The sequence below is a fragment of the Falsirhodobacter sp. alg1 genome, from assembly GCF_000739715.2.
GTDB lineage: Bacteria > Pseudomonadota > Alphaproteobacteria > Rhodobacterales > Rhodobacteraceae > Falsirhodobacter.
On sequence record NZ_BBJC02000003.1, the window covers coordinates 360,371 to 385,563 of the forward strand.

22 protein-coding genes and 2 pseudogenes are annotated in these 25,193 nt (G+C 56.7%); 15 read left to right on the plus strand and 9 right to left on the minus strand.

The window, feature by feature from the left end; all coding sequences use genetic code 11:
• Positions 1-183: 183 nt before the first annotated feature.
• Both TR36_RS15495 and TR36_RS08210 read left to right on the plus strand, forming a co-directional pair.
• Complete coding sequence (locus TR36_RS15495) at positions 184-465, plus strand: hypothetical protein (RefSeq protein WP_153010528.1); 282 nt, start codon at positions 184-186, stop codon at positions 463-465.
• Positions 455-1,378: a DMT family transporter gene (locus tag TR36_RS08210; RefSeq protein ID WP_045390146.1), complete on the plus strand. Its 924-nt coding sequence runs from the start codon at positions 455-457 to the stop codon at positions 1,376-1,378. The genes TR36_RS15495 and TR36_RS08210 overlap by 11 nt, the downstream gene beginning before the upstream one ends.
• 246 nt (positions 1,379-1,624) lie before the next feature.
• Here TR36_RS08210 and TR36_RS08215 read toward each other — a convergent pair whose 3' ends face one another.
• Positions 1,625-2,008 carry a MerR family transcriptional regulator gene (locus TR36_RS08215; protein WP_062762988.1) on the minus strand — a complete coding sequence of 128 codons (384 nt, stop codon included), beginning with the start codon at positions 2,006-2,008 and terminating at the stop codon, positions 1,625-1,627.
• A gap of 231 nt (positions 2,009-2,239) precedes the next feature.
• Here TR36_RS08215 and TR36_RS08220 point away from each other — a divergent pair, with 231 nt between their 5' ends.
• Positions 2,240-2,605 (plus strand): DUF305 domain-containing protein, encoded by a 366-nt coding sequence (locus TR36_RS08220; protein ID WP_045390142.1) that lies wholly within the window; start codon positions 2,240-2,242, stop codon positions 2,603-2,605.
• 72 nt (positions 2,606-2,677) lie between these two features.
• On the opposite strand, the gene TR36_RS08225 is transcribed toward TR36_RS08220, so the two are convergent.
• Positions 2,678-3,631 carry an SDR family oxidoreductase gene (locus TR36_RS08225; protein WP_045390140.1) on the minus strand — a complete coding sequence of 318 codons (954 nt, stop codon included), beginning with the start codon at positions 3,629-3,631 and terminating at the stop codon, positions 2,678-2,680.
• Between the two features lie 158 nt (positions 3,632-3,789).
• Here TR36_RS08225 and TR36_RS08230 point away from each other — a divergent pair, with 158 nt between their 5' ends.
• Positions 3,790-4,695, plus strand: a complete 906-nt coding sequence (locus TR36_RS08230) for an AraC family transcriptional regulator (RefSeq protein WP_045390137.1) — start codon at positions 3,790-3,792, stop codon at positions 4,693-4,695.
• A 218-nt stretch (positions 4,696-4,913) separates the two neighbouring features.
• Here the strand turns inward: TR36_RS08230 and TR36_RS08240 are convergent, their stop codons facing one another.
• The 3 genes from TR36_RS08240 to TR36_RS08250 all read right to left on the minus strand — a co-directional run bounded on the left by TR36_RS08240 (position 4,914) and on the right by TR36_RS08250 (position 7,155).
• Entirely contained in the window at positions 4,914-5,582 is a 669-nt protein-coding gene (locus tag TR36_RS08240) for a glutathione S-transferase family protein (protein ID WP_045390134.1), read from the minus strand.
• A 33-nt stretch (positions 5,583-5,615) separates the two neighbouring features.
• Positions 5,616-6,479, minus strand: coding sequence for a glutathione-dependent disulfide-bond oxidoreductase (gene yghU, locus TR36_RS08245; protein ID WP_045390132.1), 864 nt, complete (start codon positions 6,477-6,479; stop codon positions 5,616-5,618).
• 73 nt (positions 6,480-6,552) lie between these two features.
• Complete coding sequence (locus TR36_RS08250; protein ID WP_062762990.1) at positions 6,553-7,155, minus strand: TetR/AcrR family transcriptional regulator; 603 nt, start codon at positions 7,153-7,155, stop codon at positions 6,553-6,555.
• Between the two features lie 300 nt (positions 7,156-7,455).
• On the opposite strand from TR36_RS08250, the gene TR36_RS08255 reads away from it, so the two are divergent.
• Entirely contained in the window at positions 7,456-8,049 is a 594-nt protein-coding gene (locus tag TR36_RS08255) for a hypothetical protein (RefSeq protein WP_045390128.1), read from the plus strand.
• 91 nt (positions 8,050-8,140) lie between these two features.
• Here the strand turns inward: TR36_RS08255 and TR36_RS08260 are convergent, their stop codons facing one another.
• On the minus strand, positions 8,141-9,052 hold the full coding sequence (locus TR36_RS08260; RefSeq protein ID WP_062762992.1) for a LysR family transcriptional regulator: 912 nt from the start codon (positions 9,050-9,052) through the stop codon (positions 8,141-8,143).
• Positions 9,053-9,254: 202 nt separating this feature from the next.
• On the opposite strand from TR36_RS08260, the gene TR36_RS08265 reads away from it, so the two are divergent.
• The 4 genes from TR36_RS08265 to TR36_RS08280 all read left to right on the plus strand — a co-directional run bounded on the left by TR36_RS08265 (position 9,255) and on the right by TR36_RS08280 (position 16,978).
• A complete protein-coding gene (locus TR36_RS08265) occupies positions 9,255-10,448 on the plus strand; it encodes an MFS transporter (RefSeq protein ID WP_045390124.1) in 1,194 nt (397 codons plus the stop codon).
• Between the two features lie 589 nt (positions 10,449-11,037).
• Entirely contained in the window at positions 11,038-13,719 is a 2,682-nt protein-coding gene (locus tag TR36_RS08270) for a DNA methyltransferase (RefSeq protein WP_045390122.1), read from the plus strand.
• Positions 13,719-15,770 (plus strand): DEAD/DEAH box helicase, encoded by a 2,052-nt coding sequence (locus TR36_RS08275; protein ID WP_045390120.1) that lies wholly within the window; start codon positions 13,719-13,721, stop codon positions 15,768-15,770. Before TR36_RS08270 ends, TR36_RS08275 begins: the two co-directional genes overlap by 1 nt.
• The gene (locus tag TR36_RS08280; protein ID WP_045390117.1) at positions 15,770-16,978 is read left to right on the plus strand and encodes a GIY-YIG nuclease family protein; all 1,209 of its coding nucleotides are present in this window, start codon (positions 15,770-15,772) and stop codon (positions 16,976-16,978) included. The genes TR36_RS08275 and TR36_RS08280 overlap by 1 nt, the downstream gene beginning before the upstream one ends.
• 99 nt (positions 16,979-17,077) lie before the next feature.
• Here TR36_RS08280 and TR36_RS14915 read toward each other — a convergent pair whose 3' ends face one another.
• Entirely contained in the window at positions 17,078-17,800 is a 723-nt protein-coding gene (locus tag TR36_RS14915; RefSeq protein ID WP_082714891.1) for a DUF2290 domain-containing protein, read from the minus strand.
• 3 nt (positions 17,801-17,803) lie between these two features.
• Positions 17,804-19,894: a DEAD/DEAH box helicase gene (locus tag TR36_RS08285; protein ID WP_062762994.1), complete on the minus strand. Its 2,091-nt coding sequence runs from the start codon at positions 19,892-19,894 to the stop codon at positions 17,804-17,806.
• Between the two features lie 240 nt (positions 19,895-20,134).
• On the opposite strand from TR36_RS08285, the pseudogene TR36_RS08290 reads away from it, so the two are divergent.
• From TR36_RS08290 to TR36_RS08310, 6 genes and pseudogenes are all read left to right on the plus strand, one after another.
• Positions 20,135-21,207 (plus strand): annotated as a pseudogene (locus TR36_RS08290) (IS110 family transposase).
• 470 nt (positions 21,208-21,677) lie between these two features.
• Positions 21,678-22,370, plus strand: a complete 693-nt coding sequence (locus TR36_RS08295) for a hypothetical protein (RefSeq protein WP_062762996.1) — start codon at positions 21,678-21,680, stop codon at positions 22,368-22,370.
• Positions 22,342-22,578, plus strand: coding sequence for a hypothetical protein (locus tag TR36_RS14920; RefSeq protein WP_082714892.1), 237 nt, complete (start codon positions 22,342-22,344; stop codon positions 22,576-22,578). Before TR36_RS08295 ends, TR36_RS14920 begins: the two co-directional genes overlap by 29 nt.
• A complete protein-coding gene (locus TR36_RS14925; RefSeq protein ID WP_082714893.1) occupies positions 22,569-22,919 on the plus strand; it encodes an HNH endonuclease in 351 nt (116 codons plus the stop codon). Before TR36_RS14920 ends, TR36_RS14925 begins: the two co-directional genes overlap by 10 nt.
• Positions 22,888-23,496, plus strand: coding sequence for a type ISP restriction/modification enzyme (locus TR36_RS08305; RefSeq protein WP_237763540.1), 609 nt, complete (start codon positions 22,888-22,890; stop codon positions 23,494-23,496). The genes TR36_RS14925 and TR36_RS08305 overlap by 32 nt, the downstream gene beginning before the upstream one ends.
• Positions 23,497-23,500: 4 nt before the next feature.
• Positions 23,501-24,448, plus strand: a complete 948-nt coding sequence (locus tag TR36_RS08310) for a restriction endonuclease (protein ID WP_045390105.1) — start codon at positions 23,501-23,503, stop codon at positions 24,446-24,448.
• Positions 24,449-24,732: 284 nt separating this feature from the next.
• On the opposite strand, the pseudogene TR36_RS08315 reads toward TR36_RS08310, so the two are convergent.
• A pseudogene (locus TR36_RS08315) lies at positions 24,733-25,193 on the minus strand (integrase core domain-containing protein); the annotation flags it as partial.

Below are 25,193 nucleotides of genomic sequence, written 5' to 3' on the forward strand. Positions count from 1 at the left end.
ACGCCTAGATGTTTGGCGGCTTGCTTTGCACCGAACCCCATCGCGAGGGCGGTTGAGGCTATCTGGTTTCTCTTGCGGGTGTGCTTCGACAGCGTGTTTCGGCGGATAGATCCCCATATCTGCCACGCCACGGTGGTCGCAACGCGCTGGATATCCCGATCAGATAGGAAGAAGGGTATATGCTTGCGCGATTCATGGCGTCTTCTAGAAAAAATTCCTGCTGCTTGGGCTGACGAAATTGGATTAACTAAGATCGCCTGCGTCGAGGGAAAACGCCCGTTTGCGCCTAACGCAGCGAACGACCGCCAACAGCCCACTTTGACAAATGCTGCGGCGTATACGAATGTCGCCGCCACCAAGAACATGAGTGAAAAGCGTACAGGCGAAATGAGCATTGAGGGCATGAATATTCCCCGCGATGCCCAATGTGCCGATGTTAACGGAGATACCAGTCTTGAGCATTGAGGCCGAAGACCGCCCCCAGAATATCACCCGGGGGGTCATGATGATTGTCATGGCAGCACTCACAATTTCAGTTCAAGATGTCATCTTCAAACTGTTCAGCAGCAATCTGACTCTCTGGCAGATTTTTGCGCTGCGTGGCGTCCTGGCCGTACCCCTTCTGCTGACTGTGAGTTGGATGCGTGGCGCACATAAAGGCATTCTGCGAGCCGCCTTTGGGAAATGGCCACTGGTGCGCGCGTTCTGTATCACTACCACGTTTCTAGCGTTCTATGCAGCCATCCCGTTCCTGAGCTTGTCCACAGTTGGCGCTGCAAACTACAGCGCTCCTATCTTTGTGACATTGCTTTCCGCCTACGTCATCAAGGAGGCTGTCGGACCTCTCGGTTGGATGGGTGTGCTGCTTGGCTTTGTGGGTGTCGTCGTCTTGCTGCAGCCAGGCACGGATGCGTTCTCGCCTTGGGCATTGCTGCCAATCATAGGTGCGGCCTTCTATGCTCTTACGCACATCACGACACGCACCCGCTGCCAAGGTGTTCCCCTTGCCGCCCTTTCATTGGCACAGAATACTGTCATGATGTTGGCGGGTGTTGCGGTAAGCCTTCTTCTGGTCGCTATAAAGCCGCAGGGTGAGATGCTTGCGGCCTATCCGTATATCTTTGGTGAATGGTCAACAGTTACTCCCAAGGACTGGCTTGTCCTTCTGCTGCTTGCGGCTTTTGCCGTCGCCGTTGGCATGATGCTGGCAGGGGCCTATCAAGCAGCCCCGCCATCCACCGTTGCTACGTTCGAGTATAGCTATCTCGTTTTTGTCGCAGTGTGGGATATCCTGTTTTTTGGCATCGCACCGACCGTCGCGTCGATTACAGGTATGATCTTGGTCGTGGTGGCAGGGCTATTGGTTCTGCGTCGCTGATTGAACGCGGAGAATTTGCCAATCGTTTGACCGTCATTCGACGGAGGAGCATCTACGCAATCAAAAGCAACGGTCGCTTCGTTGTGGTGGCGGCCTCGCGTGCGTGCCGCAGGACAGGTCAAGCTTGGGTCGTAGATACTGTCGGGAGTGCTTGACGCGACCATCCGGCAGGCATTGCAAAACGCCGATCATCAACGGGGTGACCGCTAGGGGTATATGGTGTGGGGGCGTGGGTGGTCAGTCATCTCAATGCCCAAAAGCCTGCAGGATAGGACAAGCCCGCGGAGCTTCATGGGTGCACCGTTCGGCGAGGGTCAGCAGCATTTTCCTGGCTTCGTTCATCTCAGCGATTTGGCGGTCCAATGCATGTAACCGCCGGTACGCCATTTCCCGAGCCTGAGCGCGATCCTGACACGTATCGAGCTCGATCAGCTTCCTGATTTCCTCCAGAGTAAATCCCGTGCGCTGAGCTGATCGGATAAATCGCAGGCGTTTCACAGCCTCTTCGTCGTATCGCCTGATCCCCGTCTGAGGTTGGGGCGTGTTAAGCAAATTTTTTCGTTGGTAAAACCGGATGGTTTCAACGCTCACTTCTGCAGTATCTGCAAATTGCTTGATTGTTAGATTCACGCATTGACTCCGTACTATGGTACAGACCCTATATGTTGCCTCGTTGCTGTGAACGAGAGCCAGATGCCCATCACCTCCAGTCCATGAATATACGCGCTGCCCGGTCTGGCCGGGCCATACAGCTTTGGATGAGCAAGCGCTATTTACCGATATTCGGTTGAGAGTGAATGCATCTGCGATGAGCAGCGACGCCCCATAGGTATCAATACATCAAATTGGAGATCACGCAGGATGCTGATCAAGAAAACGACCCTGGCCGCCGTTATGACTGTTCTGGTAGCTTCACCAGTGGTCGCCCAATCCAGCATGGAGCATTCCGGGCATATGCAGGGATCCATGGCAGATCACATGGATGTCATGCAAACCATGATGCATTCTATGGACCATCTGCCTTCCACGGGTAACGCGGATGCAGATTTCCTATTGATGATGATCCCGCACCATCAGTCAGCCATCGATATGGCAAAGGTAGAGTTGGAGCAGGGCGAGGACCCGGAAACGCGGGAAATGGCTGAGAAGATCATTTCCGCTCAGCAAGACGAAATTACTGGAATGAAGGCGATGCTCGATCGTCTCGGATTTGAAGCGCCCGAATAAATCCCGCAAGGGGAGATGACGTGCTGAGAGCATCTGACAGACAAAAAACTGTCAGATGCTTTTATCAATCGGTCATAGGTTCCAGTTGAACCCGACAGCTTTTTCAGACTCATCCCAAAGCCGCGTCATCACAGGTTTGTCATGGGCATGAGTGTTCAGCGTACCTCTGCCAACCGGGCCAACCATTTCCATGCGGCCCGTCGGCCCATAAAGAGCGCGCTGCTTGGTCAGAGTTTCTTCGGTGGCGCACATAACTTCAGGGTAGGAACCCTGTTCTGCGGTCTGGACCATTGGTGTCTTGGTCATCAGCCACCAGATGAAACGCATTGTGCGGCTTCCGCTGGTGGTAATCAGGGATGTAGCCGACGAGCCAGGATGATAGACGAAGACCTGGACATCTCCGCGTCCCGCCGCGGCCAAGCGATCCTGCAGTTCGTATGCAAACATCATCTGCGCCAACTTGCTTTGCGAATAGGCCGTATTTGCGCCGTAGCCCTGATCCCAGTTCATGTCATCAAATTTGATCGTCTTTAGGCCCATATTGTAGCCGAGGCTGGCGACAACCACGATCCGACCCTTGCTTTCTGCAATGCGATCAAAAAGCAGGCCATTAAGCAGAAAATGTCCGTAGTGGTTGGTGCCAAGCTGGCTTTCGAACCCGTCGACAGTCAGTTTGCGTGTTGGAACCTGTGCGATAGCGGCGTTATTGATCAAGGCGTCGATGCGTGGCACAAATTTTAAAACCTCATCGGCAGCCTTGCGCACGCTGTCCAAAACGGACAGGTCCATGCGGATAAAGCTCACATCTGCATTTATGCCAAATTCTTGTTTCAGCTTCGTGATTGCCGCCTCGGATTTCGCCTTTGAGCGGTTCAGCATCACCAGCTTGGCGTTCTTGTTCAGAAGAGTACGCGCGGCCTGAAAGCCTGCGCCAGCATTGGCGCCGGTGATGAGGTAGGTCTTGCCCGATTGGTCGCCTAGGCGCTCGGGTGTCCAGCCTTTGGGCCCGAATGTCGTATCTGCCATTTTCTGTCTCCTGCCGGCCCGAAATGGGGTCTGAGGCGTTTTGCTGAAAAGACAGATAGAAGCTGACCGGTCAGTGAAACAGGATATATACTCTCGATTACTTGCCCAATCGTCTCAATCGTATTGCGAGGATGAAAACTCTCTGCAAGCTAGAGCATATGAGCAAAGAGCAGATTACAGACCTGATCAAGCGTCGCTTGCCTGAGGCGGGCCTCATCAATACCGCGCTGAAGGGCGTCCAGCTTTTTCGGGTGACCAAGGCCATGCCTTGTATGCCTGCCGTGTACGAGCCCACGGTGGTCGCTATTCTCAGCGGCAGGAAGGAAGCTGTGCTGGACTGTAACCATCACGTCTATGGCAGTGATAGATATTTACTGTGTCCAATGACCCTACCGGTGGAGGCGGGGGCGCCACAGGCGTCCGAAGCCGATCCTCTGCTTGGTGTGGTAATTACTTTGGATCCTCGAATGATGCGCGAGCTGACAATGGATATTGCGGCTGCTGCTCGTGACAACAGACAGCCTCGAGATAGCGCGCCGGCGGCCTTGGCCTTGGCAGCTTGGGACACAAGGTTCACGGAGGCTTTGCTTCGGCTTCTTATGCTGCTCGACAATCCAATTGATCTGGAGGTGTTAGGGCCCGGCCGCCGGCGCGAGCTTTGTTACGCGGTGCTTATGGGGGAAGCCGGCGCAGCAGCAAAACGCGCCTTCGGCATCGGTAACGAGATAGCGCGTACCATCGACTATCTTTCGAACCACCTGAATGAACAGGTCAGCATCAATGACATGGCCGACCACGTGGGAATGAGCCGTGCCGTATTTCATCGACGGTTCAAAGAGGCGACGACATTGTCTCCGATACAGTTCATGAAATCGATGCGGTTAAACGCTGCCGCGATGAAAATCGTCAAAGGAAAGGCCGTGTCCGAGGCTGCATGGGCCGTTGGCTATCAAAGCTCATCTCAGTTCAGTCGCGAGTTTAAGCGCATGTACGGCCAGTCGCCCCGGCAATGGGGTGGAGCAGCCCATTTGCCAGATAACTCGGGTTTCTGGGGCGGCCCCTAAAACCGCCCTGAACGTGGCAGTATATACAGGCCAGAATCATGAACGTTATCGGGGTATATAGTGAACAAACCGCCTGTCTCTGCCCTCCGAAGGCAGAGGTCGCACGTTCGAATCGTGCTGGGTGCACCAATAATATTTCCGGTAATTCTTATCTACTTGATCCGCATAGGTTGGGTAGGAAATCAGCCCCTGCTTGATACAGGGGCTGAAGTCTCGGATCAGTAGTTGCTCGGGTACAGGGCGCGCAGCGATTCCTCGTCGCCCGGTGTCTTGAAGGTTTCACCTTCGGCGATGTTCTGCGCCTTTTCGACGGCCGGTCGCGCATTGATGGCGTTGAACCAGCGCTCCACCTCGGGGAATTCGGCCAGACCTTCGCCACCCAATACGCGCGGTGCGCGGATCGCCCAGCCCCACAGGGCGATGTCCGCAATGGAATACGCATCCCCGACAAGGAACTCTCGCCCTTTCAGGTGGTCGTTCAGTACCTGATAATGGCGTTTGGCCTCACGCAGGTAGCGGTTTTTCGCATAGGGAAGGTCTTCGGGCGCGGCGTAGTGAAAATGGACCGACTGGCCGGAAAAGGGACCGAGACCGGTTCCGATGAACATCAGCCAAGACAGCAAATCACCACGGTTTTCCGCAGCGACACCCAGTTTGCCGGTTTTATCCGAGAGGTACAGCAGGATGGCTGTGCTGTCGAAAACCTTGGTGCCATCGTCGTCGATCGCAGGCACCTTGCCGTTGGGGTTGATGGCGCGGAATTCGACCGTGTGCTGCTGGCCCTTGGCGGTGTCGACGCTGACCAGCTCGAACGGTAGACCGGTTTCCGTCAGAAACAGCGCGACCTTCATAGGGTTCGGCGTGGGGTGGTAGTAGAATTTCAACATCTGGAATGTCCTGTTTGAAGAAAGGCTTCGGGATTACTCGGTCGCAGGCGCGATCTTGTCCTGCGTTTTGGTGTCGAAATCCGACGCGTCATGGCGTTCGTGCAGCTGCTCGTTCAGGGGGCCGAAGGTGCGGTTCACGATGCGGCCACGTTGAACGGCAGGGCGTGCAAGGATTTCGTCCGCCCACCGCCGCAGGTTCTTGTAGCTGGCAACGTCAAGAAACTCACCTGCGTTATAGGCCTGGCCCAGAACAAGGTTGCCGAACCACGGGAATGTCAGGATATCCGCGATGGTATATTCGTCCCCGCCAAGGTAGCGATGCTCGGCCAGTTCACGATCCAGCACGTCCATCTGGCGTTTCACTTCCATCGTGAACCGGTTGATCGGATATTCGAATTTCTCGGGTGCATAGGCATAGAAATGCCCAAATCCGCCGCCCAGATAGGGGGCCGAGCCCTGAAGCCAGAATACCCAGTTCATGACCTCGGTGCGCGCAGCCGGATCCGCGGGAAGGAAGGCACCGAACTTTTCAGCCAGATACAGGAGAATCGCGCCGCTTTCGAAAACTCGTCTGTTGGTTTCGGTATCGACCAATGCCGGAATTTTCGAATTCGGGTTGATGGCGACAAAACCGGAGGAGAATTGATCGCCATTTCCGATGCGGATCAGGTGGGCATCATATTCGGCGCCGGTTTTGCCAAGAGCCAGCAGCTCTTCCAGCATGATCGTAACCTTTTGCCCGTTCGGCGTGCCCATGGAATAAAGCTGGAGCGGATGCTTGCCGACCGGCAGAGTGCCCTCATGGGTTGCACCTGCAATGGGGCGGTTGGTCTTGGCCCAATCGCCTCCGCTTTCGGCATCCCAGGTCCAGACCTTCGGGGGAGTATATTCGGCCATAGCGAGGTATCCTTTTGCTGCATGCGATCCGGTGGCAGGCCACCGGCCGTATCGGGTGTGTGAAAAGAGGTGATCAGGCGTTCAGCGTTCGCAATGCCTTCAGCTCACCAGCCATATCCCTGGCCAGTGCGGTGATTTCGTTTTGGGGGGTTCCAAGATGCATCTCGAACCGGATTGCGGAAATATTGGCCTGAAACCGACGGGCCAACCGCCCGCAATCGGCGTGAGCGGGCAGTTCGCCCCCGGCTTTTGCGCGCTCGAACACCGACGTAAAGGCCTCGCGGATCGTTTCAAGGTACAGACGGGATTGCGCTGCAATTCCTGCTTCGGTGGTATTGGTGTCCATAAGTGTTCTCGCCAGCATGCACATCTGCCGCGCACGATCATCAGGCTCCAGTTCGGCAAATCCGCACAGGTATTCGGCAAGACCGGTCAGTGGGGTGGCTGCCTTTGCCATATGGGCGTGGAAGCGGGCAATAGAGGCTTCGAAATATCGTTGCAGGCTCAGCAGGCACAGGTTTTCCTTGCTGGAGAAGGCCCCGTAAATACTGCCGGGCTTCATCCCCAACGCGCCTTCAAGGTCTTTGAGTGATGTCGCGTGATAGCCTTTGCTCCAGAACACGCCCATCGCGGCATCGAGCGCCTTTTCGCGGTCATATCGGGCAGGGCGGCTCATGCGGGCAATCCTTCGACGCTACGATTGCGAGAATCCTAGGGGTTATTGAGTGCATGCTCAATAACTTTCGATCCGATCATCGGGCCTGCACGGATTTGTGACAAGGCCCTCAGATCAGCCGCATTCGGAAGATGAATGGTTGATCTGAGTTTGCGAGGGCTATCTATCCCGAACCACAAAGTGCGGGCAAATATTCACACGTTGAACAAAAATTCGAAAATCTGCGTAAATTTCCGGAATCCCGCGACGGAGAATAAGGCCGTTTACGTATAAGAGCTGCAAATACCCTTGGAGGCATGCATGTATACCAAAGCTTTTTCCGCGATTGCCGTATCACTGGCCTTTGTCGCGCCGATGGCTCACGCTCAACAGCAGCATCAGAATGCGACGACCTGTCAAACCGGCAGCCAGAATTGTGAAAAAGCGATTCAGGGCACAAACCAGCAGGGGACGCCCCAGCCGCAGGGCAATACGCAAAGCAACCGGACCCAGTCCGGGACAGCGTCGCACGAGCAGAACAGCAACCAGTCCGGACATTCGACACAAACGCAAAGCAACAGCACCCAGCAGCGGACTTCATCGCAGGGTCAAAGCAGCGCACCACATCAGGATAGCACGCCCGCGCAAAACACCGTCAAACGGCCCGAGGTTCAGAGCAACAACAGCCATGCAGCGACACCAACGCGGCAGGTTGCACAGAACCAGCAGCACGCGCCCAAGGTCGGGGATAGCGGTCGTAATGGCCGTGTGTACCAACGCGCCGAAAACAGCCGTTTTGCAGCACCGCCCAAAGGTCAGCAATACCGCGTCGTGAATGACAACCTTGTTCTGGTCGATGAAAAGACCCTGACCGTTGTGACCGTGCTTGGCCTGTTGAGCACGCTGACAAACTGACGAACCGCAGGGGTGCGCCTGTAACGCACATTGCTGCTGCCACGGCGTCTGCAAAATGCCCGGCAGCAGTCATCCATACCCGCCCGCGCCTTCAGAGGCCCATTCTGCTGCGTATGTCTTCCCTCGAATTGATCATCAGGTCGATGAATGCCTGCGTTGACGGCTCTGTCCGGTCGGTGCGGTGGTGCAGTTCGAACGGAATTGATCCGGCATCGGCCTGAAGGGGGCGGATCACACATCCTTTGATATCAAGTTGCCTGATACAGCCGGGGGCGACCGAAAGGCCTATTCCGGATGCAACACTGGTCAGCACCGCCTGCATGGAGTTTGGCTGCGCCACAATTTCAGGCGAAAAGCCGGCCCTGCGGCAAGCCGTGATGATCTGGTCGAACAGACCGGGCGCGCCGGGGCGCTGAAACAACACGAAGGGGTGGGCGGCCAATGCAGCAATGGCAATACGGGCCTGCGCCGCCAAAGGATGCCCTTCGGGAAGGAATACGAACAGCCGATCTGTATAGATCTCGATACTGCCGAAATGCTCTGCCGCCCCGGCTGGAAGGGGGCGTGACAGCGCTATGTCCAGCTGACCGGTTTCCAGAGCGGTAAACTGCTCTGCGGCGGTCATCTCGAACAATGACACCTGCACCTGTGGAAAATCCGTACTGAACGAACGAACGATTGCAGGAAGGAAGCCCTGCGCCGCAGAGCTGAGAAAGCCGATCCTCAGGCGCCCGATCTGACCCTGACCGGCACGTTGAACCAGCTTTCGCGCGCGATCCTCATGGGCCAGAATTTCGATGGCTTCCTGCAGCAGCGTCTCTCCGGCCGTGGTGATGCGCACATCCCGCGTAGAGCGCCAGAACAAGGACACGCCCAGCTCCGCCTCCAGATCATGGATCTGACGACTGATGGCAGGTTGCACCGTATTCAATTCGCGGGCAGCAGCCGAAAACCCTTTGAGGCGGGCAACGGTGACGAATGTCCTGAGGGTCCGGATTTCCATTCTTCAGTTATACGGATTTGGTATTACTTAAATCAACAATGAATATTTCTGTTATAGGTTCGGCTGCCCTATCTGTCTCTTCAATGACACCGGCATGCCTCGAGGGCCTGCCTGCTTCGCCCCTTGATCCGACATAGGGTCTGGCCTGTACTTCATCCGACGCGGCTGAACGCGCGGCCTGACCATTTTCAAAGGATGCCTCATGGCTGACCCGATAGAACGCCCCCCGATTTCCCGGCCCTTGCTCCTGCTTATGAGCACGGCCATCGCGGCCACGGCTGCCAACCTTTATTACAACCAACCCCTGCTGCCCTCTATTCAGGAGGCATTCGGCCTTGACGGTGGTGCCGTCGGGTTGATCCCTTCGGCATCGCAGCTGGGCTATGCTGCGGCAATCCTGTTCATCTCCCCTCTGGGGGATACGATGAACCGGCGGAGCCTGATCGGATACCTGTCCGTATTGCTGACGGTTGCATTGCTGGCGGTCTTTGTGGCTCCAAATTTCGGTGTCTTGCTGGTGGCATTCTTTGCTGTGGGTCTGGGCGCAAACATCACGCAACAGCTGTTGCCGTTGGGCGCATCCCTCGCCACGCCTGCCACCAAGGGCGCGACGATGGGTACGCTGATGACCGGTCTGACGGTGGGTATCCTGTTGTCACGCACGGTCAGCGGCTCTGTCGCGGAATATTTCGATTGGCGTGCGGTATTTTTGGTCGCGGCCCTTCTGGCGGCGCTATTCGGAATTCTGCTGCGGGCAAACCTTCCGGACAACAAGCCCAATGTCACCTTATCCTACCCCGCGCTGATTGCATCGATGCTGGGCTTGATCAAAAAGCATCGTCTGTTGCGCGAGAGTGTTCTGACGGGCGCCTTGTGGTTCGCTGCGTTCAATGCACTTTGGGCGACGCTTGCCATCCACGTTACGGCTGCGCCGTTCTTCTATACCGTGCAGCAGGCCGGTATGTTCGGGCTGGTGGGAATGGCCGGCATCTTCGGGGCCAAGCTTGCCGGGCGGCTTGTTGACCGCTTCGGGCCTGCCGTGATCATTACGGTCGCGCTAAGCTTTGTCGTTGCAGCCTTTGGCGTGCTTGCCATTTGGGGAAACAGCCTTGCCGGTCTTGTTGTAGGTATCATCCTGCTGGATCTGGGCGTTTTCGGTGCGCAGATCCCGAACCAGGTACGCGTGTTCGCGATTGATCCGAAGGCCCAAAGCCGGATGAACGCGGTTTACATGCTTGGCTATTACATCGCTGCGGCCTTGGGTTCGGCTGCCGGGGTGAAGATGATGAGCATTGCCGGCTGGCACGGGATGGTCCTGTTCGGTCTTGCTCTGGCGGTTCTGGCTTTGGTGCACCATCTGGTCCGGCAATCCGCAGGGCGGGCACTGGCAAAGTAATCAGGCGAAACAACGTCACGGCAGACAGGTTGCAGGGCATGATCGGCTGCAACCTGTTTTGCTGTATCGCCGAAGGAATGAACGGTAAATAACCTTTGATTTAAGGCAATCTCATCCCTCACGGCCACTTGTGGCCTAGTTCTGCGTTTACGTGATCGCTGTTCCGCACAACTGCCGGAACCTTGCATCTCGAAGGCAATATATTCTTGATCTTCGGTGGCGTTCCTATAGCACAAAAATNAAAAAAAACCCCGCTAGGGGCTTCTTTGTATGTAGCTGATTTACTGAGTAAATCTGGCTCCGGCGGTAGGGGACGGAGCCACAGATATCAATGTGTAAGTCGTTGATCTTTATACAACTTAACGTGCCGGTCCGTAGCCGTATGCCACATCCGTATGGAACACTTTTAGCTGGGGTCTGATAGCTTCGCAATCAACTAAATCAGATAAGCAGCCCCGCCTCGCGGCAGCTGTCATGGTTGCTCCAGCGTGGGATAAACTACTTTATCGGACGCAGCGCATAGGGATGAATTCGATAGCCGCGCGCCTTTTGCTCGTCTACCAATGGCAGAACACCACCGAGGCCATTGATGAACCCGACAGAAATTTACGACGCCTTGGCGGAAATCGCCGCCGCGCCCTTCGATCCGAATGAGTTTCCCTTCACCTTCGCCGAGGCAACGGATGCCGCAAAGGCGGCAATATCGAAGCTGCGCGGCAGCACGAACAAATCCGACCTGCCGGGCGGCGTGCTGTTCAACCGGAAGTTTCACTATGCGCCGGCTCTTGCGGGGTTGACGAATGTCACGCTGGAGCAGCTGCGCGCCTCGAAGAAAACCCAAGCCTCGAAGCCTGCCATCCTGATCGCCACAGATGGCGAGACGGTCGCCGCAGAGCATCCTACCTCGGGCGATACCCTGCATTGCCGGTTTGATGAGATCGGCGACAACTTCGGCTTCTTCCTGCCGGCCGCCGGCAAGGAACGCTATCGCGCAGTCGAGGAAAATCCGATCGACGTCAAGGCCACCGGCAGGCTGGCCCGCCTTTACGACGCGCTGATCAAGGCGAACCCCGACTGGGCGACCGAGGCGCGGCGGCATGAGATGAACCAGCTGATGATGCGGCTCATCTTCTGCATGTTCGCCGAGGATGTCGGCATCTTTCCCGACAAGCAGTTCTCGCGCCTGATCTTCACCCATGCTGGTAACCGGGGGGAGGAGGCGCAGGCCACCATCATCGCGGCCTTCCGCGCCATGAACTTGCCCAAGGGTGCGCGTGACGGGCTGCCCTTCTGGACGGCGGAATTGGAATACGTCAACGGCGGACTGTTCGCGGGCGAAATAGACGCGCCGAGCTTCGATGTCGTCGCCTTCCGCTATTTGCGCGAGGCCAGTGGCCTGAACTGGCGCGAGATCAACCCAGACATCTTCGGGTCGATGATCCAGTCGGTGGCCGATCCGAAGCAGCGTGCGGAACTGGGGATGCACTACACCTCGGTTCCGAACATCATGAAGGTGATCGGCCCCCTGTTCCTGGATGATCTGGACGCGCAGATCCACAACGCATGGGACAAGCCCAAGGGATTGCAGCAGGTGCTGGACCGGCTGTCGGGTATCCGGGTGTTCGATCCGGCCTGCGGGTCGGGCAACTTTCTCGTCGTGTCCTATCGTGAGCTGCGGGCGCGAGAGACGCGGGTCCTGGAGCGGTTGCAGGACGTGACAGCAAACACGCAGGCGCCGCTGTTCTCGGCCATTCCGATCACGCATTTCTATGGCATCGAGATCGCGGATTTTGCCGCCGAGACCGCCAAGCTGGCGCTGTTCATCGCCGAATATCAAGCCAATGCCGCCTTTGCCGAGGTCTTTGGCCGCCGCCCCGCGGCACTTCCCTTGAAGGATGCCGCGAACATCCGCACCGGCAATGCCTTGCGCGAGGATTGGGAACAGGTTTGCCCTCCGCCCGTGGATGGGCAGGAGGTGTTCATCGCGGGCAATCCGCCGTTTCTGGGATCGACCTATCAGAGCAAGGAACAGAAGGCCGATCTTGCGCGTGTGTTCGCGGGCCACGTCTCCAGCTTTGCCGCGTTCGATTTCGTCGCGGCGTGGTTCTTCAAGGCATCGCAGTATATTCATGGGCGGCAGGCGCGGGCCGCGCTGGTGTCCACGAACTCAATCTGCCAAGGCTATTCCGTGGCGGCACTGTGGCCGCATATTCTGGGCGATGATCTCGAAATCGGCTTCGCGCATAAGGACTTCAAATGGCGCAACAATGCCTCGGCCAATGCGGCGGTGATTTGTTCGATTGTCGGGCTGCGGAATGTGTCGAAGGAGACGAAGCGATTGGTTTCAAACGGACTGGATAGTGCCGTTGAGAATATAAATGCGTATCTGGTGGGCGCGCCGGACGCGTTCGTCGCTGGAAGCAATCGAAGCATATTTGAACTTCCACATATGCCGCGTGGGAACCAGCCAACCGAAGGCGGCGCCCTTATCCTCTCGCCTGAGGAACGCGACGACCTTGTAGGCCGCGTCCCTCGCGCAGAGAAATACATTCGACGCTTCATGGGGTCGATGGAGGTTGTTCGCGGCCTTGATCGCTATTGCCTTTGGATCATGGATGAAGGTTTGGCCGAGGCCAGCCAGATTTCCGATATTGAGGACCGGATCGAACGTTCGCGGCAAATCCGGCTGGCCATGAAAGATGCGGGTGGGCAGAAACTTGCGTCCCGCCCACATCAGTTCAGGGATATACTATCCCCGAAAGAACACGCCATCCTTGTCCCCCGCGTCACCTCGGAGCGCCGTCCCTACCTGCCGGTCGAAAAGGTCGGCGCCGATGTTATTTCCTCGGACCTGAACCAAGTGCTTTACGATGCGCCGGATTGGTGCATCGCACTGATCGCTTCGCGCCTGCATCTGGTCTGGATCGCCACGGTCTGCGGCAAACTGAAATCCGATTTCCGCTATTCCAACACGCTGGGTTGGAACACCTTCCCAGTGCCTAAATTCACCGATGCGCAGCTCGAGGCGCTGTCGGCTTCGGCCATGAACATCCTGAAATGCCGCTGGTCGCATTATCCTAAAACCATCGCCGACCTTTACGATCCCGAAAAGATGCCCGACGATCTGCGGGCCGTTCACCGCGAAAACGATGAGCTGCTCGAAACAATGTATATCGGTCGCCCCTTCCGCAACGATACCGAGCGGCTGGAAAAACTGTTCAAGCTGTATGCGTCACGGGTCAAAGCCCTTGGCGCGAAAGGGGGCCGCTGATGGTCGATATCACCTTCGGACGGTCCAAGGCCTCGACCAACGCGCTTGGCCAGCGCGAGATGCAGGCCCGCGCCTATGACGCCCGCGCGGCGCAGTTCCTGCTGCTGAAGGCCCCGCCCGCCGCCGGAAAAAGCCGCGCGCTGATGTTTGTGGCGCTGGACAAGATGCGGCATCAGGGGCTGGCCAAGACCATCGTCTGCGTGCCCGAAACCTCGATCGGCGGGTCGTTCCGTTCGACCGACCTGACAAGCTATGGGTTCTGGGCCGATTGGCAGGTCGATGACCGCTGGAACCTGTGCCTGACCAGCGACGGGGCCGAGGCGCAGAAGGTCAAGGCCTTCGAGGCGTTCATGGCTAGCGATGCGCCAGTGCTGGTCTGCACCCACGCGACCTTTCGCTTCGGCTTCGACAAGGTGGCCTTGGAAAAGGGGATCGAGGCGTTCGACAGCTGCTTCATCGCCATCGACGAGTTTCACCACGTTTCGGCGTCCGACAACAACCGTCTGGGCGTGATCCTTCGCAGTCTGATCACCCGCGCCGAATGCCACATAATGGCGATGACCGGCAGCTATTTCCGCGGCGACAGTGATCCTGTCCTGCGGACCGAGGACGAGGACCGCTTCACCAAGGTCACCTACAGCTATTACGAGCAACTGGAAGGGTATGAGCACCTGAAGGCGCTTGGCATCAACTATGCCTTCTACAGGGGCAACTATACCAACGGCCTGCCGGGTGTCCTGAACCCCGATCAGAAGACGATCATCCACATCCCGCATCGCGGATCGGCCGAGGCCTTCGACGACAAGTTCAATGAGGTAGGCCGGATCATGGATATGATCGGCACGCACAAGGGCCGCGATCCTGCTACGGGCTTCGATCTGGTGGAACGTCCCAATGGTCGCGTCGTGCAGGTAGCCGATCTGGTCGATGACGGGCCGGGGCGCGACATCGTAAAGGCGGCGCTTTCGCGCGAAATCCGCGGCCCCGACGGCAAGCGCGACGATACCGCCGATCGCGCCAGGGTGGACATCATCATCGCCCTTGGCATGGCGAAGGAAGGGTTCGACTGGGTCTGGTGCGAACATGCATTGACCATCGGCTATCGTTCCTCACTAACCGAGATTGTGCAGATCATTGGCCGCGCCACCCGCGATGCGCCGGGCAAGCCGCGTGCGCTGTTCACGAACCTTGTGGCGGAACCGGGCGTGGAGACTGGTGCGGTGGCTGATGCCGTCAACGACATGTTAAAGGCGATTTCCGGTTCGCTGCTGATGGAGCAGGTGCTGGCGCCGAACTTCAAGTTCTACCGCTGCGAGGATCGCGACGTGCGTGCGCCCGTCGAAACCGACGGTCAAGGAAATGTCATGATCGGCATCAAAGGCCTGATCGAGCCGCCCACCAACCGTGCCCGCGACATCTGCGAACAGGATATGCAGGACCTACTGGCCAGCGCCTATCAGGAAATGGACCGTCGCGTCCTGATGACCGATACAGCGCCCGAGGTCGCGACGCAGATGGTGCTGACCGACATCGTCGAACGCCGGTATGAGAGCCTTGAGCCGGAGGAACGCGAGTCCGTGCGCCAGCATCTGGCCGCACATATGAACATCCTGACTTTGGCCCGCAAAGAGGCCGAGAAGGGCTTTGCCGAGGCTCAGGAGACGTTCACTGGGGCGAAGCCGGACGATAATGATACGCCTGACGCCATGCCGAATACCCTGATGGAGATGGTCAAGAAGTTCATCAACGTGCGCGAGATCGACATGGAGCTGATCGACAGCGTCAACACGTTCCAGGAACGCCTCGAGGTCGCGTCGAAATCTCTGGATTCGGCGCTGTTGTCGCAGGTGCAGTCGGCCATGGTCGCGCTGCGCGTCAACATGAGCGGGGATGAAGCCAGAACGCTCTGGCCCCGCATCAAGGCCTTCCGCGCGCAGATGGGCCGCGAGCCGAATGTCCATGCCGCGGACCCGCTGGAAAGGCGCATGGCCGAGGCCTTGGCTTGGCTCAAGACCGAAAAGGCGCGCCGGATGCGTGAGAGTGCTATTTGATGCGTCCGACCTTGGATGAAATTTTCGACGAGCCTGACGAGTTCGGCTTGCTGGACGTCAAGTTGCGTTCGGGTCGTGCTGCGGCAGGGACCGATAAGGGACTGCAGGTCATCGGCCAGGTGAATGCGTTTTTTGCCGCCCATGGCCGCACGCCTAGTGTCGAGGCAGCTGAACATGATGAAATGCGGCTGGCAATCATCTGGGCTGCAGTAGCAAAAGATCTGTCAGCGCAGGTGATCGAGGCGGATGTGCATGGTCTGCTATCGCCAGTTTCGCCGCCGTCACCATCGTGGCGAGACGAACCATCGGCAGAGGCGGTTCCAGATAGTCTAGACGATATCTTCGATGACGATGATCTGGATGTCGATCCTTCCCTGGTCACGCTGACGCACACGACGGCAGCTGCAGATCGGCATCAGCCTGATCATCGTGCTGATTTTATGCCCTGCCGCGACTTCGAGCGATACCGTTCCCGTTTCGAACAGATGCATGCCTTGTTGGAAGAGGGCGATCGCGAGGCGACGCCTGTCAAGAAGTGGGCGGTTATCGAGCCACTTGAGGGTGACTTTTTCATCCGCAACGGTTTGCTGGCGCTTATTGCGGAAAAGTCGGAAATGACGACGCGGGGCGGATCACGCGACCACCGTCTGCGGGTGATCTTTTCGAACGGGACCGAAAGCGACCCCCTAATGTCATCGTTCCGCAAATCCCTGAATGACGATAAGACGGCCCGTATGGTGCAAAAGGTGGGCCTTGGCCCGTTGGATCCTGACTGGGAAGCAGACCAACTGGAAATGACCGGCACAATCTATGTTGCACGTTCCGGCTCGAACGATCCTACCATTCGAGAACAACGCATGATCTTGCACAAGATCGGCGTCACCAGCCAAGACGTCCAGCGCCGCGTGGCCGATGCCCGCAACGACCCGACCTTCCTGCTTGCTCCAGTCGAGATCGTCGCAACCTATTCATTGAAGAACCTTCCTCGGCGCCGTGTTGAGCAGCTTCTGCATCGGTTTTTCGCGTCCGCAAGACCGGCCGAACTGCGCGTAGTGGATCGTTTCGGCCGCAAGGTTCATCCGAAGGAATGGTTCTATGTCCTGCCCGACCACGTGGGGCAAGCTGCCCAGCTGATCGGTGAAGGGACGTTGCATCAGTTTTACTATGATGCTCAGCGTCAAGAGATTCGCGCAAAGGCCGACATTTGATGCGAAAAGTTCCTTACCGGACATTCGCAGGTGCGTCTGGTTTGTGGTGACGGAACGCTCGGCCCCTTACCAGACGCTCAGCAGTTTTCATGGTATCTTTCAAGTAGAAGAAAAATGGAGCCCGCTCCGCTCTTCGTCGCAAAAAAGATGGGACAATCCGTCGCTTCTTAAAGACCGAGAAAGTCCGTCATCGAGACAATTAGCCATATGCACGGGATCTTTCCAGTTTTCTTCTGGACCAGAAAAACGGGACTCTGGCCACCATTCATCTGGATAGAAATACTTCAGCATTAGATGCGCAAACGAAAGCGGAGACAATCTTCGAGCTGAGCTCCATCGATCTTCGCCAGACATGCCAATATGAAAATGGGCTCCAGGGTGACGCACTGGCTTAAATTGCTTTTGACTATACTCGAATCTGAAGCGGGGAACATAAACCTTCGATGGTATATCGGAGGCAAGTTCGGCAAAATCTTCCTCTGATATTTCACCGTTATCCCTAGCCTCTATCAACTCCTGAAACGTCTCTTTCGCACTCGGCGAACCGGTTATGCGTGGATTCGGATAATAGGCCAAGGCCCATTCCGTGTCTGTCGCCCTCGAAAATTGAAAGTAGGCAAGATCAGTCAAAAGAAAGTTATAGTGAGACAATCGCAGACCAGCTTCATATACTTCGTTATAGTCTTGACTGGCGAGGCTTATCTCATTGAACGCCGCTGAACGTGGGAGAGAAAAATTATATACTGTCCCTTCTAGTAAACTCACCTTCTTCAGAAGGCCTTCCACCGCCCTGATGCTTTGGTCGAACTTAATAGATTGCACTTTTTACTCCTCAATAAGACTATTGAGGTCATCGTCTGAAAGTTTCAGCTCGCTCTTTATCTTATCCATCCTGCGTTTAGCTTCGATGATCCTCGCGTGCTTTTCTTCAAGCCCGCGTTGAATCGTGTTGAGAGTGGTCATGTCAGGCATGGTGAAAGTTATGCGCGGGCTATTATCAAGGGCTAATTTAAATTCCTGCTGAATCTGAGCAAATACTTTGCTCTTTACACCCATCACTCGAAGCCATGCCTTGGACCTCGTCAATGCGACGAACAGTTTGTTTCTGCCGTTACGCGTGCTCAAGGTAGCAGCATCAGCACCAACGACGATTACCACTGCAGCCTCATTACCCTTAGCGCGATACACCGTGCTCATGGTAACCATACCATCTATGCGGAAAGGAGGCTCACTGTATGTATCTTTAATAATATTATTACAGGCAATACCCTCTGAAATAAGGCTGTCGGAAATATGCCTGAAGTATGATCTCGCAACTCTATCATCCAAACTGATGATCATAATCTGATGTGGTGCTATCCCATGGTTAATAAAGAACTTAACCTCGGCAGCCGCGAATTCTACTTCCTGGTCGAAATCGGTCGCCGGATGCGTAGACACGATAGGGACCTCAGCTGGAGAATGAAGGATGCTAGGGCTGTTTCTGACTGGTCGCTCGACGACATTGACGCTCGCCGTCTCAAAAGTTCCAGAAACTACTTCATAGCCTACATCTTCCCAGTGCTTAGCGTTCTCCAGCATCTGAACGGTGTTGCTGTAAACACCAAACCCGATTGAATGGGCCAGGACAAGCACGTCACGTTGATTCCGATAGGAGCGCTGCAACACAAAATCGTTCGTGTCCGTGCCTGCCGGCAAACTTCTGACCAATGAAATCCGCGGGTTCCCATCTCGGTCAGTGCCGAAAAGCAATTCTGGCTCTCGAACTTGCACATCAAAGACATTCTGCAATTCATCATACGCCCATATGATCTGCTTTTCATCGCGCGTTCCTTTTGCAAGGTAAAAACACATTTGATAAAAGCTATCAGGAAAGTCTTGGCCTTCATCGATCAGAATAACATCATAGAACTCTGATATAATCTGGCTATCAACAATTTCTTGGCAGACTGCGCCGAAGGGATCTTTCTGACCGCGGACGTCAGCGAAACTTCTTGGGGATTTCCCTTCTCTTATGCAGGTGTCTCGATAAACCCCTGGGAGATTACTCCGACCCCATCCATGCCGAACATGAATGTTATCCCAATTCGGATCAGTCTCTGCAAAATGTCGGTGAAAGCGTGTAATCAGGCGCTCGATTACATCTCTCAGACTGCGCGTATAATATGTGATCAGTATTTTCCCATTCGGATTTTCGATATGGGTAAGTGCGGCTTTCATGGCTAGGATAACGGTTTTGCCTGTTCCAGCAAGCCCTCTAATCCTCTGTGGCCCGTTTACACTTGTCAACGCTACGGCGCGTTGAGTAGCGTCAAAGTTATAGATGATGGACTCAAGGTCAAAGAACGCCCTTGCAATCGGGTCGATATCCCCATCATTCTCCGTCTCAGTGATCTGGCCAAGAGCCTTGGCACCTTCAACGATCGCTTGAACCTCAGCCTGCTGCGCGGGAGTTAGGGAACTATCCGCCTCACTCAGGATGCGAATCAACTCAGCTTCAGTTTCAGCTACCTCAACCTCTTCAGTTCCAATATCTGCTCCAGATGCGTTTGGTGCAAAAAGAACTGGGACAACATCAAATATCAGCCTGCGCTTACGCTTGAGGTCTAAGCTTTTGCCCAAGAGAGATTCTGTTGTTGCAGCAGCCTGCATAATGCTCAAGGCATCTTTTTTTAAATCTGTGAGATTCTCAGAGTTGGAGAATTTGATCATTTTAATGCCATGATCACTTCCCATAACCGTCAGATCGGAGATGTGAGTTCTGCCGTTGTAATCTTTTACCTGCGGCCATCCAGCATATACAATCACATTTTCTTCAGGCTCATGCAACTCGCCTGACCGCAGCCTTCTCGTGATTTGCCCGATATGAAAGTTGTTTTCTATTTTACTGGCGGTCGGGATGTAAGTAACTGTCATTTATTTCTCTTCTACATCGAGCGGTCCAAGCTCGTTCGTCCAGTGACATCGCTAGAAGGCGCTGACGCAGTATCGTTATGACCAGCCCGAGGGTCAAGTTCACCTCAATTAAGCACCCATGAATGTGGACGGCGCCGCTTTCGACGGCCCCGCGAATGTCAGCTAATGGGATGTGCCGGCTGCTCCCCCAACCGTCGTGTTATCCTTGCGAGGATCACCGCATCGAAAGGAGTAGCAGCCATGCGAGTGAAGAAAGCAGGACAGCTTGAAGGCCTCGCTGTTGTCGGCGTCGACATCGGCAAAGACACATTCCATCTGGTCGGCTTCGACCGACACGGCCAACTTGTGTTGCGTCAGCAAATCCGACGACAGGCGCTGACAGCGGCCTTTGACGGTCTTCCGCGCTGCATCGTTGGCATGGAGGCTTGCCTCAGCGCCCACTTTGTCAGCCGGACCCTGCGTGCGATGGGGTTTGAGCCGCGGATCATTCCGGCGATCTACGTTAAGCCGTTCAACAAGGGCCAAAAGAACGATTACAACGATGCCGAAGCCATCGCCGAGGCGGCCTTGCGACCAAACCTGCGGACCGTGTCGGAGAAGAGCCAGGACCAGCTCGATCTTCAGGCTCTGCATCGGGTGCGGGCCCGGCTGGTTTCGCGCCGCACTGCCACGATCAACCAGATCCGCGCCTTTCTGGTCGAGCAGAACATCACCGTCCGCTCTGGCCACGGGCGCTGAACAACTCCTTCGATGCGATCCTCGAACAGCGTCGGGCGGAGATGTCACCCAGAATGCGGATGATCCTGACGGGCCTGCGGGCGGACTGGCAATGGCTAGACCAGCGGATCGACGCGATCTCGGCAGAGATCGTGGAAGTCAGCAAAGCCGAGGAGAATTGCGCGAACATCATGACGATCCCCGGCATCGGCCCAATGATCTCGACCGCGCTGGTCGCCGCGATCGGCAAGGGCGAAGCCTTTGCCCATGGCCGGGACTTCGCCGCATGGGTTGGACTGGTGCCACGCCAGTTCAGCACCGGCGGTCGAACCATCCTTGGAAGGATCAGCAAACGGGGTAGCAGATATCTGCGAACGCTGTTCGTTCAGGCGGCGAAGGGCATCATGATGCGCCCGCACCGATGGCCTGCATTCCGCTTTGGCGCCTGGTTGAGCGCTGCAGTTTCCCGAATGCCCCACAACAAGGCGGCCATTGCGCTGGCGAACAAACTGGCCCGAACCGCATGGAGCATCCTGCGACATGGCACCCGCTTCGACGCCCCGCACGATAGAGACACGGCCGCGGACGCGATCTAGGCGCGCCACGGCCATCACGGAGTTCGCAAAGGAGAGAACAGCATGGAACGGAGAAAATACGCCCCCAGAGCCTGATGGGACAATGGGTCATGACCGACCTGTCCGCTATGTAGACCAAGGCGCGTGCGTAACCCCAAAATGGCCACGGCCCGCGTGCCGAGAAACAGGCCGCATACATATGAGCGACTTCCGCAAGCCACGCTGAAAATCTCGATTGCGAACAGCAGCCGGCACATACATTGGTCCCATGATCGACTTCACCGGCTATGCCATAGACCGCAGAGTTGGCAAGGATTACGACGTGCATGGTCTAAGGAGGGCTGTCATCGATGGCCGTCCTTATCATGGGGGCTCCGAGCCTGACGATCCCGCGCGTCCATCTCCCTGAGCCACTCGATATAGACCTCCAACCTACGGTCGATCTGCGCGCGGTCGGGCGGCAGTAACGGGGCGAGGTAGGGGTGGGCGCGATGCGCATCTACCTCCCGGGCATGATAAAGCCGGAGTTGATACCAGCGCGACACCGTCCGGGCCCAGCGTTCGTCGGGATCCACAGCAATGACGGGTGGGAGTACGTCCAGGCAATCGTGCAGCTATTGCCCGAGGAAGAACAGGCGTTGTTCACATTCCGGCAGGCCCCTCGGTTGGAAATCAGCTATGAGGGCAACGGCGGTGGCATGATCCGCGCTGTGGCGGCGGATGCAAAGAACCTGTTGGGGCTTTCCCCTACGCTAATCTGCGAGGATGAATTTGGTCACTGGCACCCTGAAAAGGGGATGCAACTGCACGCAGCCCTGGAAACCTCGGCAGGCAAGCGACAAGCTAAGACCATCATTATTAGCACAAGCGCCAGTGATGACAGCCATCCTCTGTCGCAGCTAATGGATTCCCCGCCCCCGCACAGTTTCATAATCGAATGCCGTGCCCCTCTGGGGATGCCGGCGGACGATCTGGACGGCATCAAGGCGGCAAACCCCGGTTCGGAGTATGGCATTGGCCCGTCGCTGCAATGGCTTCAGGAACAAGCCCGCGTTGCCATCCAGCGGGGCGGGCAGGCGCTGACGGGATTTAGGCTCTACAGCCTCAATCAACGAATTTCAGACGTGGGCAGGCTTTCGGGATGGCGGGCAGGACGTGGAAGGGTTCCGCAAGGCTGTCTTTGACGGCGAGGTACGCACAGTCCCGTCGCTACTCATGCGCTCGGCGGCTGCTGACGCGCTTGTCGTGGTCGATGATGCCATGAACTCCAAACTGACCAAAGCACGCTCGCTTGGCCGGATCGATGCAATATCGGCGTCTATTCTAGCAGTGGCACACGGTCAGCGGATGAAGGCGGCTCCCAAGCGCAGGGCGAAAGTGGCATGGCTCTGAACCGCGAACATCATCGCCACAGCAAACGCGTAACCGCGACCAAGCGCTGGCAAGTGCTGCGGCACCTGATCCTGGAGCGTGACGGATGGGCCTGCGTGGATTGCGGGCAGACACGCGGCAGGTTGGAAATCGACCATATCCAGCCCGTGCGGAACCGCCCCGATCTGGCCTTTGACCCTGCAAATTGCGCTACGCGGTGCAGCCCCTGTCATACCCGAAAGACCCGGATTGAGTGCGGTCATCCGCCCCCGATCCAAACGCCTGAGCGTGATGCTTGGGCGCACCCGCCATGGCATCACCGATGCGGGGTTGACGCATTTCCAGACGGCCTATCCGGGTGAGGCGATCACCAAGGACGATATCTTCTATTACACCTATGGCCTGCTGCATTCCGAGGATTACCGCCGCCGCTTCGCAGACAACCTGACCAAGGAACTGCCCCGCATTCCCTGCGTGAAGAAGCCCGCCGATTTTTGGGCCTTGGTTCAGGCCGGTCGCATCCTTGGTGATCTGCATGTCGGCTATGAAACCGTCGCGCCCTATCCGGTGACCATCAAACAAGGCGACCTGTCGCTGGCCAGCATCGACGACCCGAAGAAATTCTTCCGGGTCGAGAAGATGGCGTTCGGCAAGGGCAAGGATCGCTCGGTCATTCACTACAACGCAAATATCACCCTGATCGACGTGCCCCTTGCGGCCTACGACTATGTGGTCAACGGCAAACCTGCCATCGACTGGGTGATGGAACGCCAAGCCATCCGCCCGGACAAAGACAGCGGCATCGTCAATGACGCCAACGACTATGCCAACGAAACGATCGGCGATCCGCGCTACCCGTTTGACCTCCTCCGCCGCGTCATCACCGTCAGCCTCGAGACGATGAAGATCGTTCGCGCTTTGCCGCCGCTGGAGATCTGAACATATGCCGATCCCCAGCTATGAAATCTTCATGCTGCCCGTCCTCCGACTGTTCGGCGAGGGTGCCCAGAACCTCAAGGAGTGCTTGCCGCGCCTAAAAGCCGAGTTCGGCATCACCGATGAGGAAGCGGCCCAGCTTATCCCCAGCGGCCGCCTCACCGTCCTGCAAAGCCGGGCACATTGGGCCCGGACATACCTTGGCAAAGCAGGTCTGCTGGAAAGTCCCAAGCGCAACCTGCACGTCATAACGCCTCGGGGGCGCGAGGTTCTTGCCTCGCCACCGACCCAGTTGGACCTAGGCTTTCTGGAAGGATTTGAGGGCTTCAAGGAATGGCGCGCCCGCACGGCAACGGATGTGACAGGCGAGCTCGGCACTACCGTCACCCCCGCTGAAAACCCCATACCGCGTGCGAAGGTCGAGCCGACGCAGACCCCTGAAGATGCAATGGCGCATGCCCATCAAATCCTGAATGCCGCCCTGCGTGACGAGCTTCTGGGGCTTCTACAGGTCATGGATCCTCTGCGTTTCGAGCAGCTCATCGTCGACCTTCTGACGGCTATGGGATACGGTGGAGGTAACCTTGAGAACGGGTGCACGACCAAGGTGACAGGCGATGGCGGTATCGATGGCATCATAGACGAGGACGCTATCGGCCTCGACGCGGTCTACATCCAGGCGAAGAGATACGATGCAACCTATAAGGTCGGCAGACCAGATCTGCAGCGTTTTGTCGGTTCGCTGACAGGGGAAGGCGCGAGCAAAGGGGTCTTCGTCACGACATCAGACTTCTCTCGGGAGGCCGTAAACTACGTCGACCGGGTTCAGCATAGAATCCGCTTGATTAACGGGCAGAAGCTGGCCGGGCTGATGATCCAGTATGGCGTGGGGGTTCGTCCTAGAAGCCGATACATTATTTCCTCGATCGACGAGGACTACTTCGCGGACGTTTAGGTGCTCGGCGCTATAGTTGGCGGCTTGATCTGAGCGGTGCGGAAGGCGAAACACCGATGCACACCAGCGACGCGAAAGCCCCAAAGCCGTCGTTCGCACTAGCCCAGTTTAATAGAGTTTTGACGCATGGCTGAGGGCTAGCCATTCACCATCAGGTCCGTGGGTGGCAGGGTTAGGTTCGCAACATACCCCGAGGCAAAGCGATGACTTGGAAGTCAGACACCAGCAATATTGGTAGCGCAAAAATCAACTTCGCCGTGACCTGCCCCCCACTGGTCCCTCATTCATAACGAGAGTCTGCAGTTTGGATTTCGGTATTCGGCTTGGTCATCTTTCGCAAGCGCGCCGGGCGCGAAGCCCTCAAATTGCTCAAGCGTCCGGCGCGCTTGCTGCGGCGTCTGGTTGGCCAGGGACGAGTGTGGCCTGATCGTGTTGTAGTCGTAGCGCCAGAGCGCCAGCTTTCGCCGTGCGTCGTCCAAGCTGTCGAAGATTTCTTCGTTGAGTAGCTCGTCCCGCAGGCTGCCGTTGAAGCTTTCGACGAAGGCATTCTGCTGGGGCTTGCCTGGGTCGATGTAGTGCCACGGCACCTCGTTCTCGTCGGCCCATTTGAGGATGGCCCGACTGGTGAACTCGGTGCCATTGTCACTGACGATGCAACCCGGCTTGCCGTAAATCCNGGATCAGGGAGCTGAGTTNCCCGGGCGACACGNCGCCCCCGACAGGCTGGTGTCCGGCGACGAGGCAC

Coding starts and splice junctions, on each gene's coding strand:
- TR36_RS08310 (WP_045390105.1), top strand. CDS start 23,501: ATGCCGATCCCCAGCTATGAAATCTTCATGCTGCCCGTCCTCCGACTG.
- TR36_RS08275 (WP_045390120.1), top strand. CDS start 13,719: ATGGTCGATATCACCTTCGGACGGTCCAAGGCCTCGACCAACGCGCTT.
- TR36_RS08260 (WP_062762992.1), bottom strand. CDS start 9,052: ATGGAAATCCGGACCCTCAGGACATTCGTCACCGTTGCCCGCCTCAAA.
- yghU (WP_045390132.1), bottom strand. CDS start 6,479: ATGGCCGAATATACTCCCCCGAAGGTCTGGACCTGGGATGCCGAAAGC.
- TR36_RS08240 (WP_045390134.1), bottom strand. CDS start 5,582: ATGTTGAAATTCTACTACCACCCCACGCCGAACCCTATGAAGGTCGCG.
- TR36_RS08250 (WP_062762990.1), bottom strand. CDS start 7,155: ATGAGCCGCCCTGCCCGATATGACCGCGAAAAGGCGCTCGATGCCGCG.
- TR36_RS08220 (WP_045390142.1), top strand. CDS start 2,240: ATGCTGATCAAGAAAACGACCCTGGCCGCCGTTATGACTGTTCTGGTA.
- TR36_RS08255 (WP_045390128.1), top strand. CDS start 7,456: ATGTATACCAAAGCTTTTTCCGCGATTGCCGTATCACTGGCCTTTGTC.
- TR36_RS08270 (WP_045390122.1), top strand. CDS start 11,038: ATGAACCCGACAGAAATTTACGACGCCTTGGCGGAAATCGCCGCCGCG.
- TR36_RS08230 (WP_045390137.1), top strand. CDS start 3,790: ATGAGCAAAGAGCAGATTACAGACCTGATCAAGCGTCGCTTGCCTGAG.
- TR36_RS08285 (WP_062762994.1), bottom strand. CDS start 19,894: ATGACAGTTACTTACATCCCGACCGCCAGTAAAATAGAAAACAACTTT.
- TR36_RS08225 (WP_045390140.1), bottom strand. CDS start 3,631: ATGGCAGATACGACATTCGGGCCCAAAGGCTGGACACCCGAGCGCCTA.
- TR36_RS08265 (WP_045390124.1), top strand. CDS start 9,255: ATGGCTGACCCGATAGAACGCCCCCCGATTTCCCGGCCCTTGCTCCTG.
- TR36_RS08280 (WP_045390117.1), top strand. CDS start 15,770: ATGCGTCCGACCTTGGATGAAATTTTCGACGAGCCTGACGAGTTCGGC.
- TR36_RS08295 (WP_062762996.1), top strand. CDS start 21,678: ATGCGCATCTACCTCCCGGGCATGATAAAGCCGGAGTTGATACCAGCG.
- TR36_RS14925 (WP_082714893.1), top strand. CDS start 22,569: ATGGCTCTGAACCGCGAACATCATCGCCACAGCAAACGCGTAACCGCG.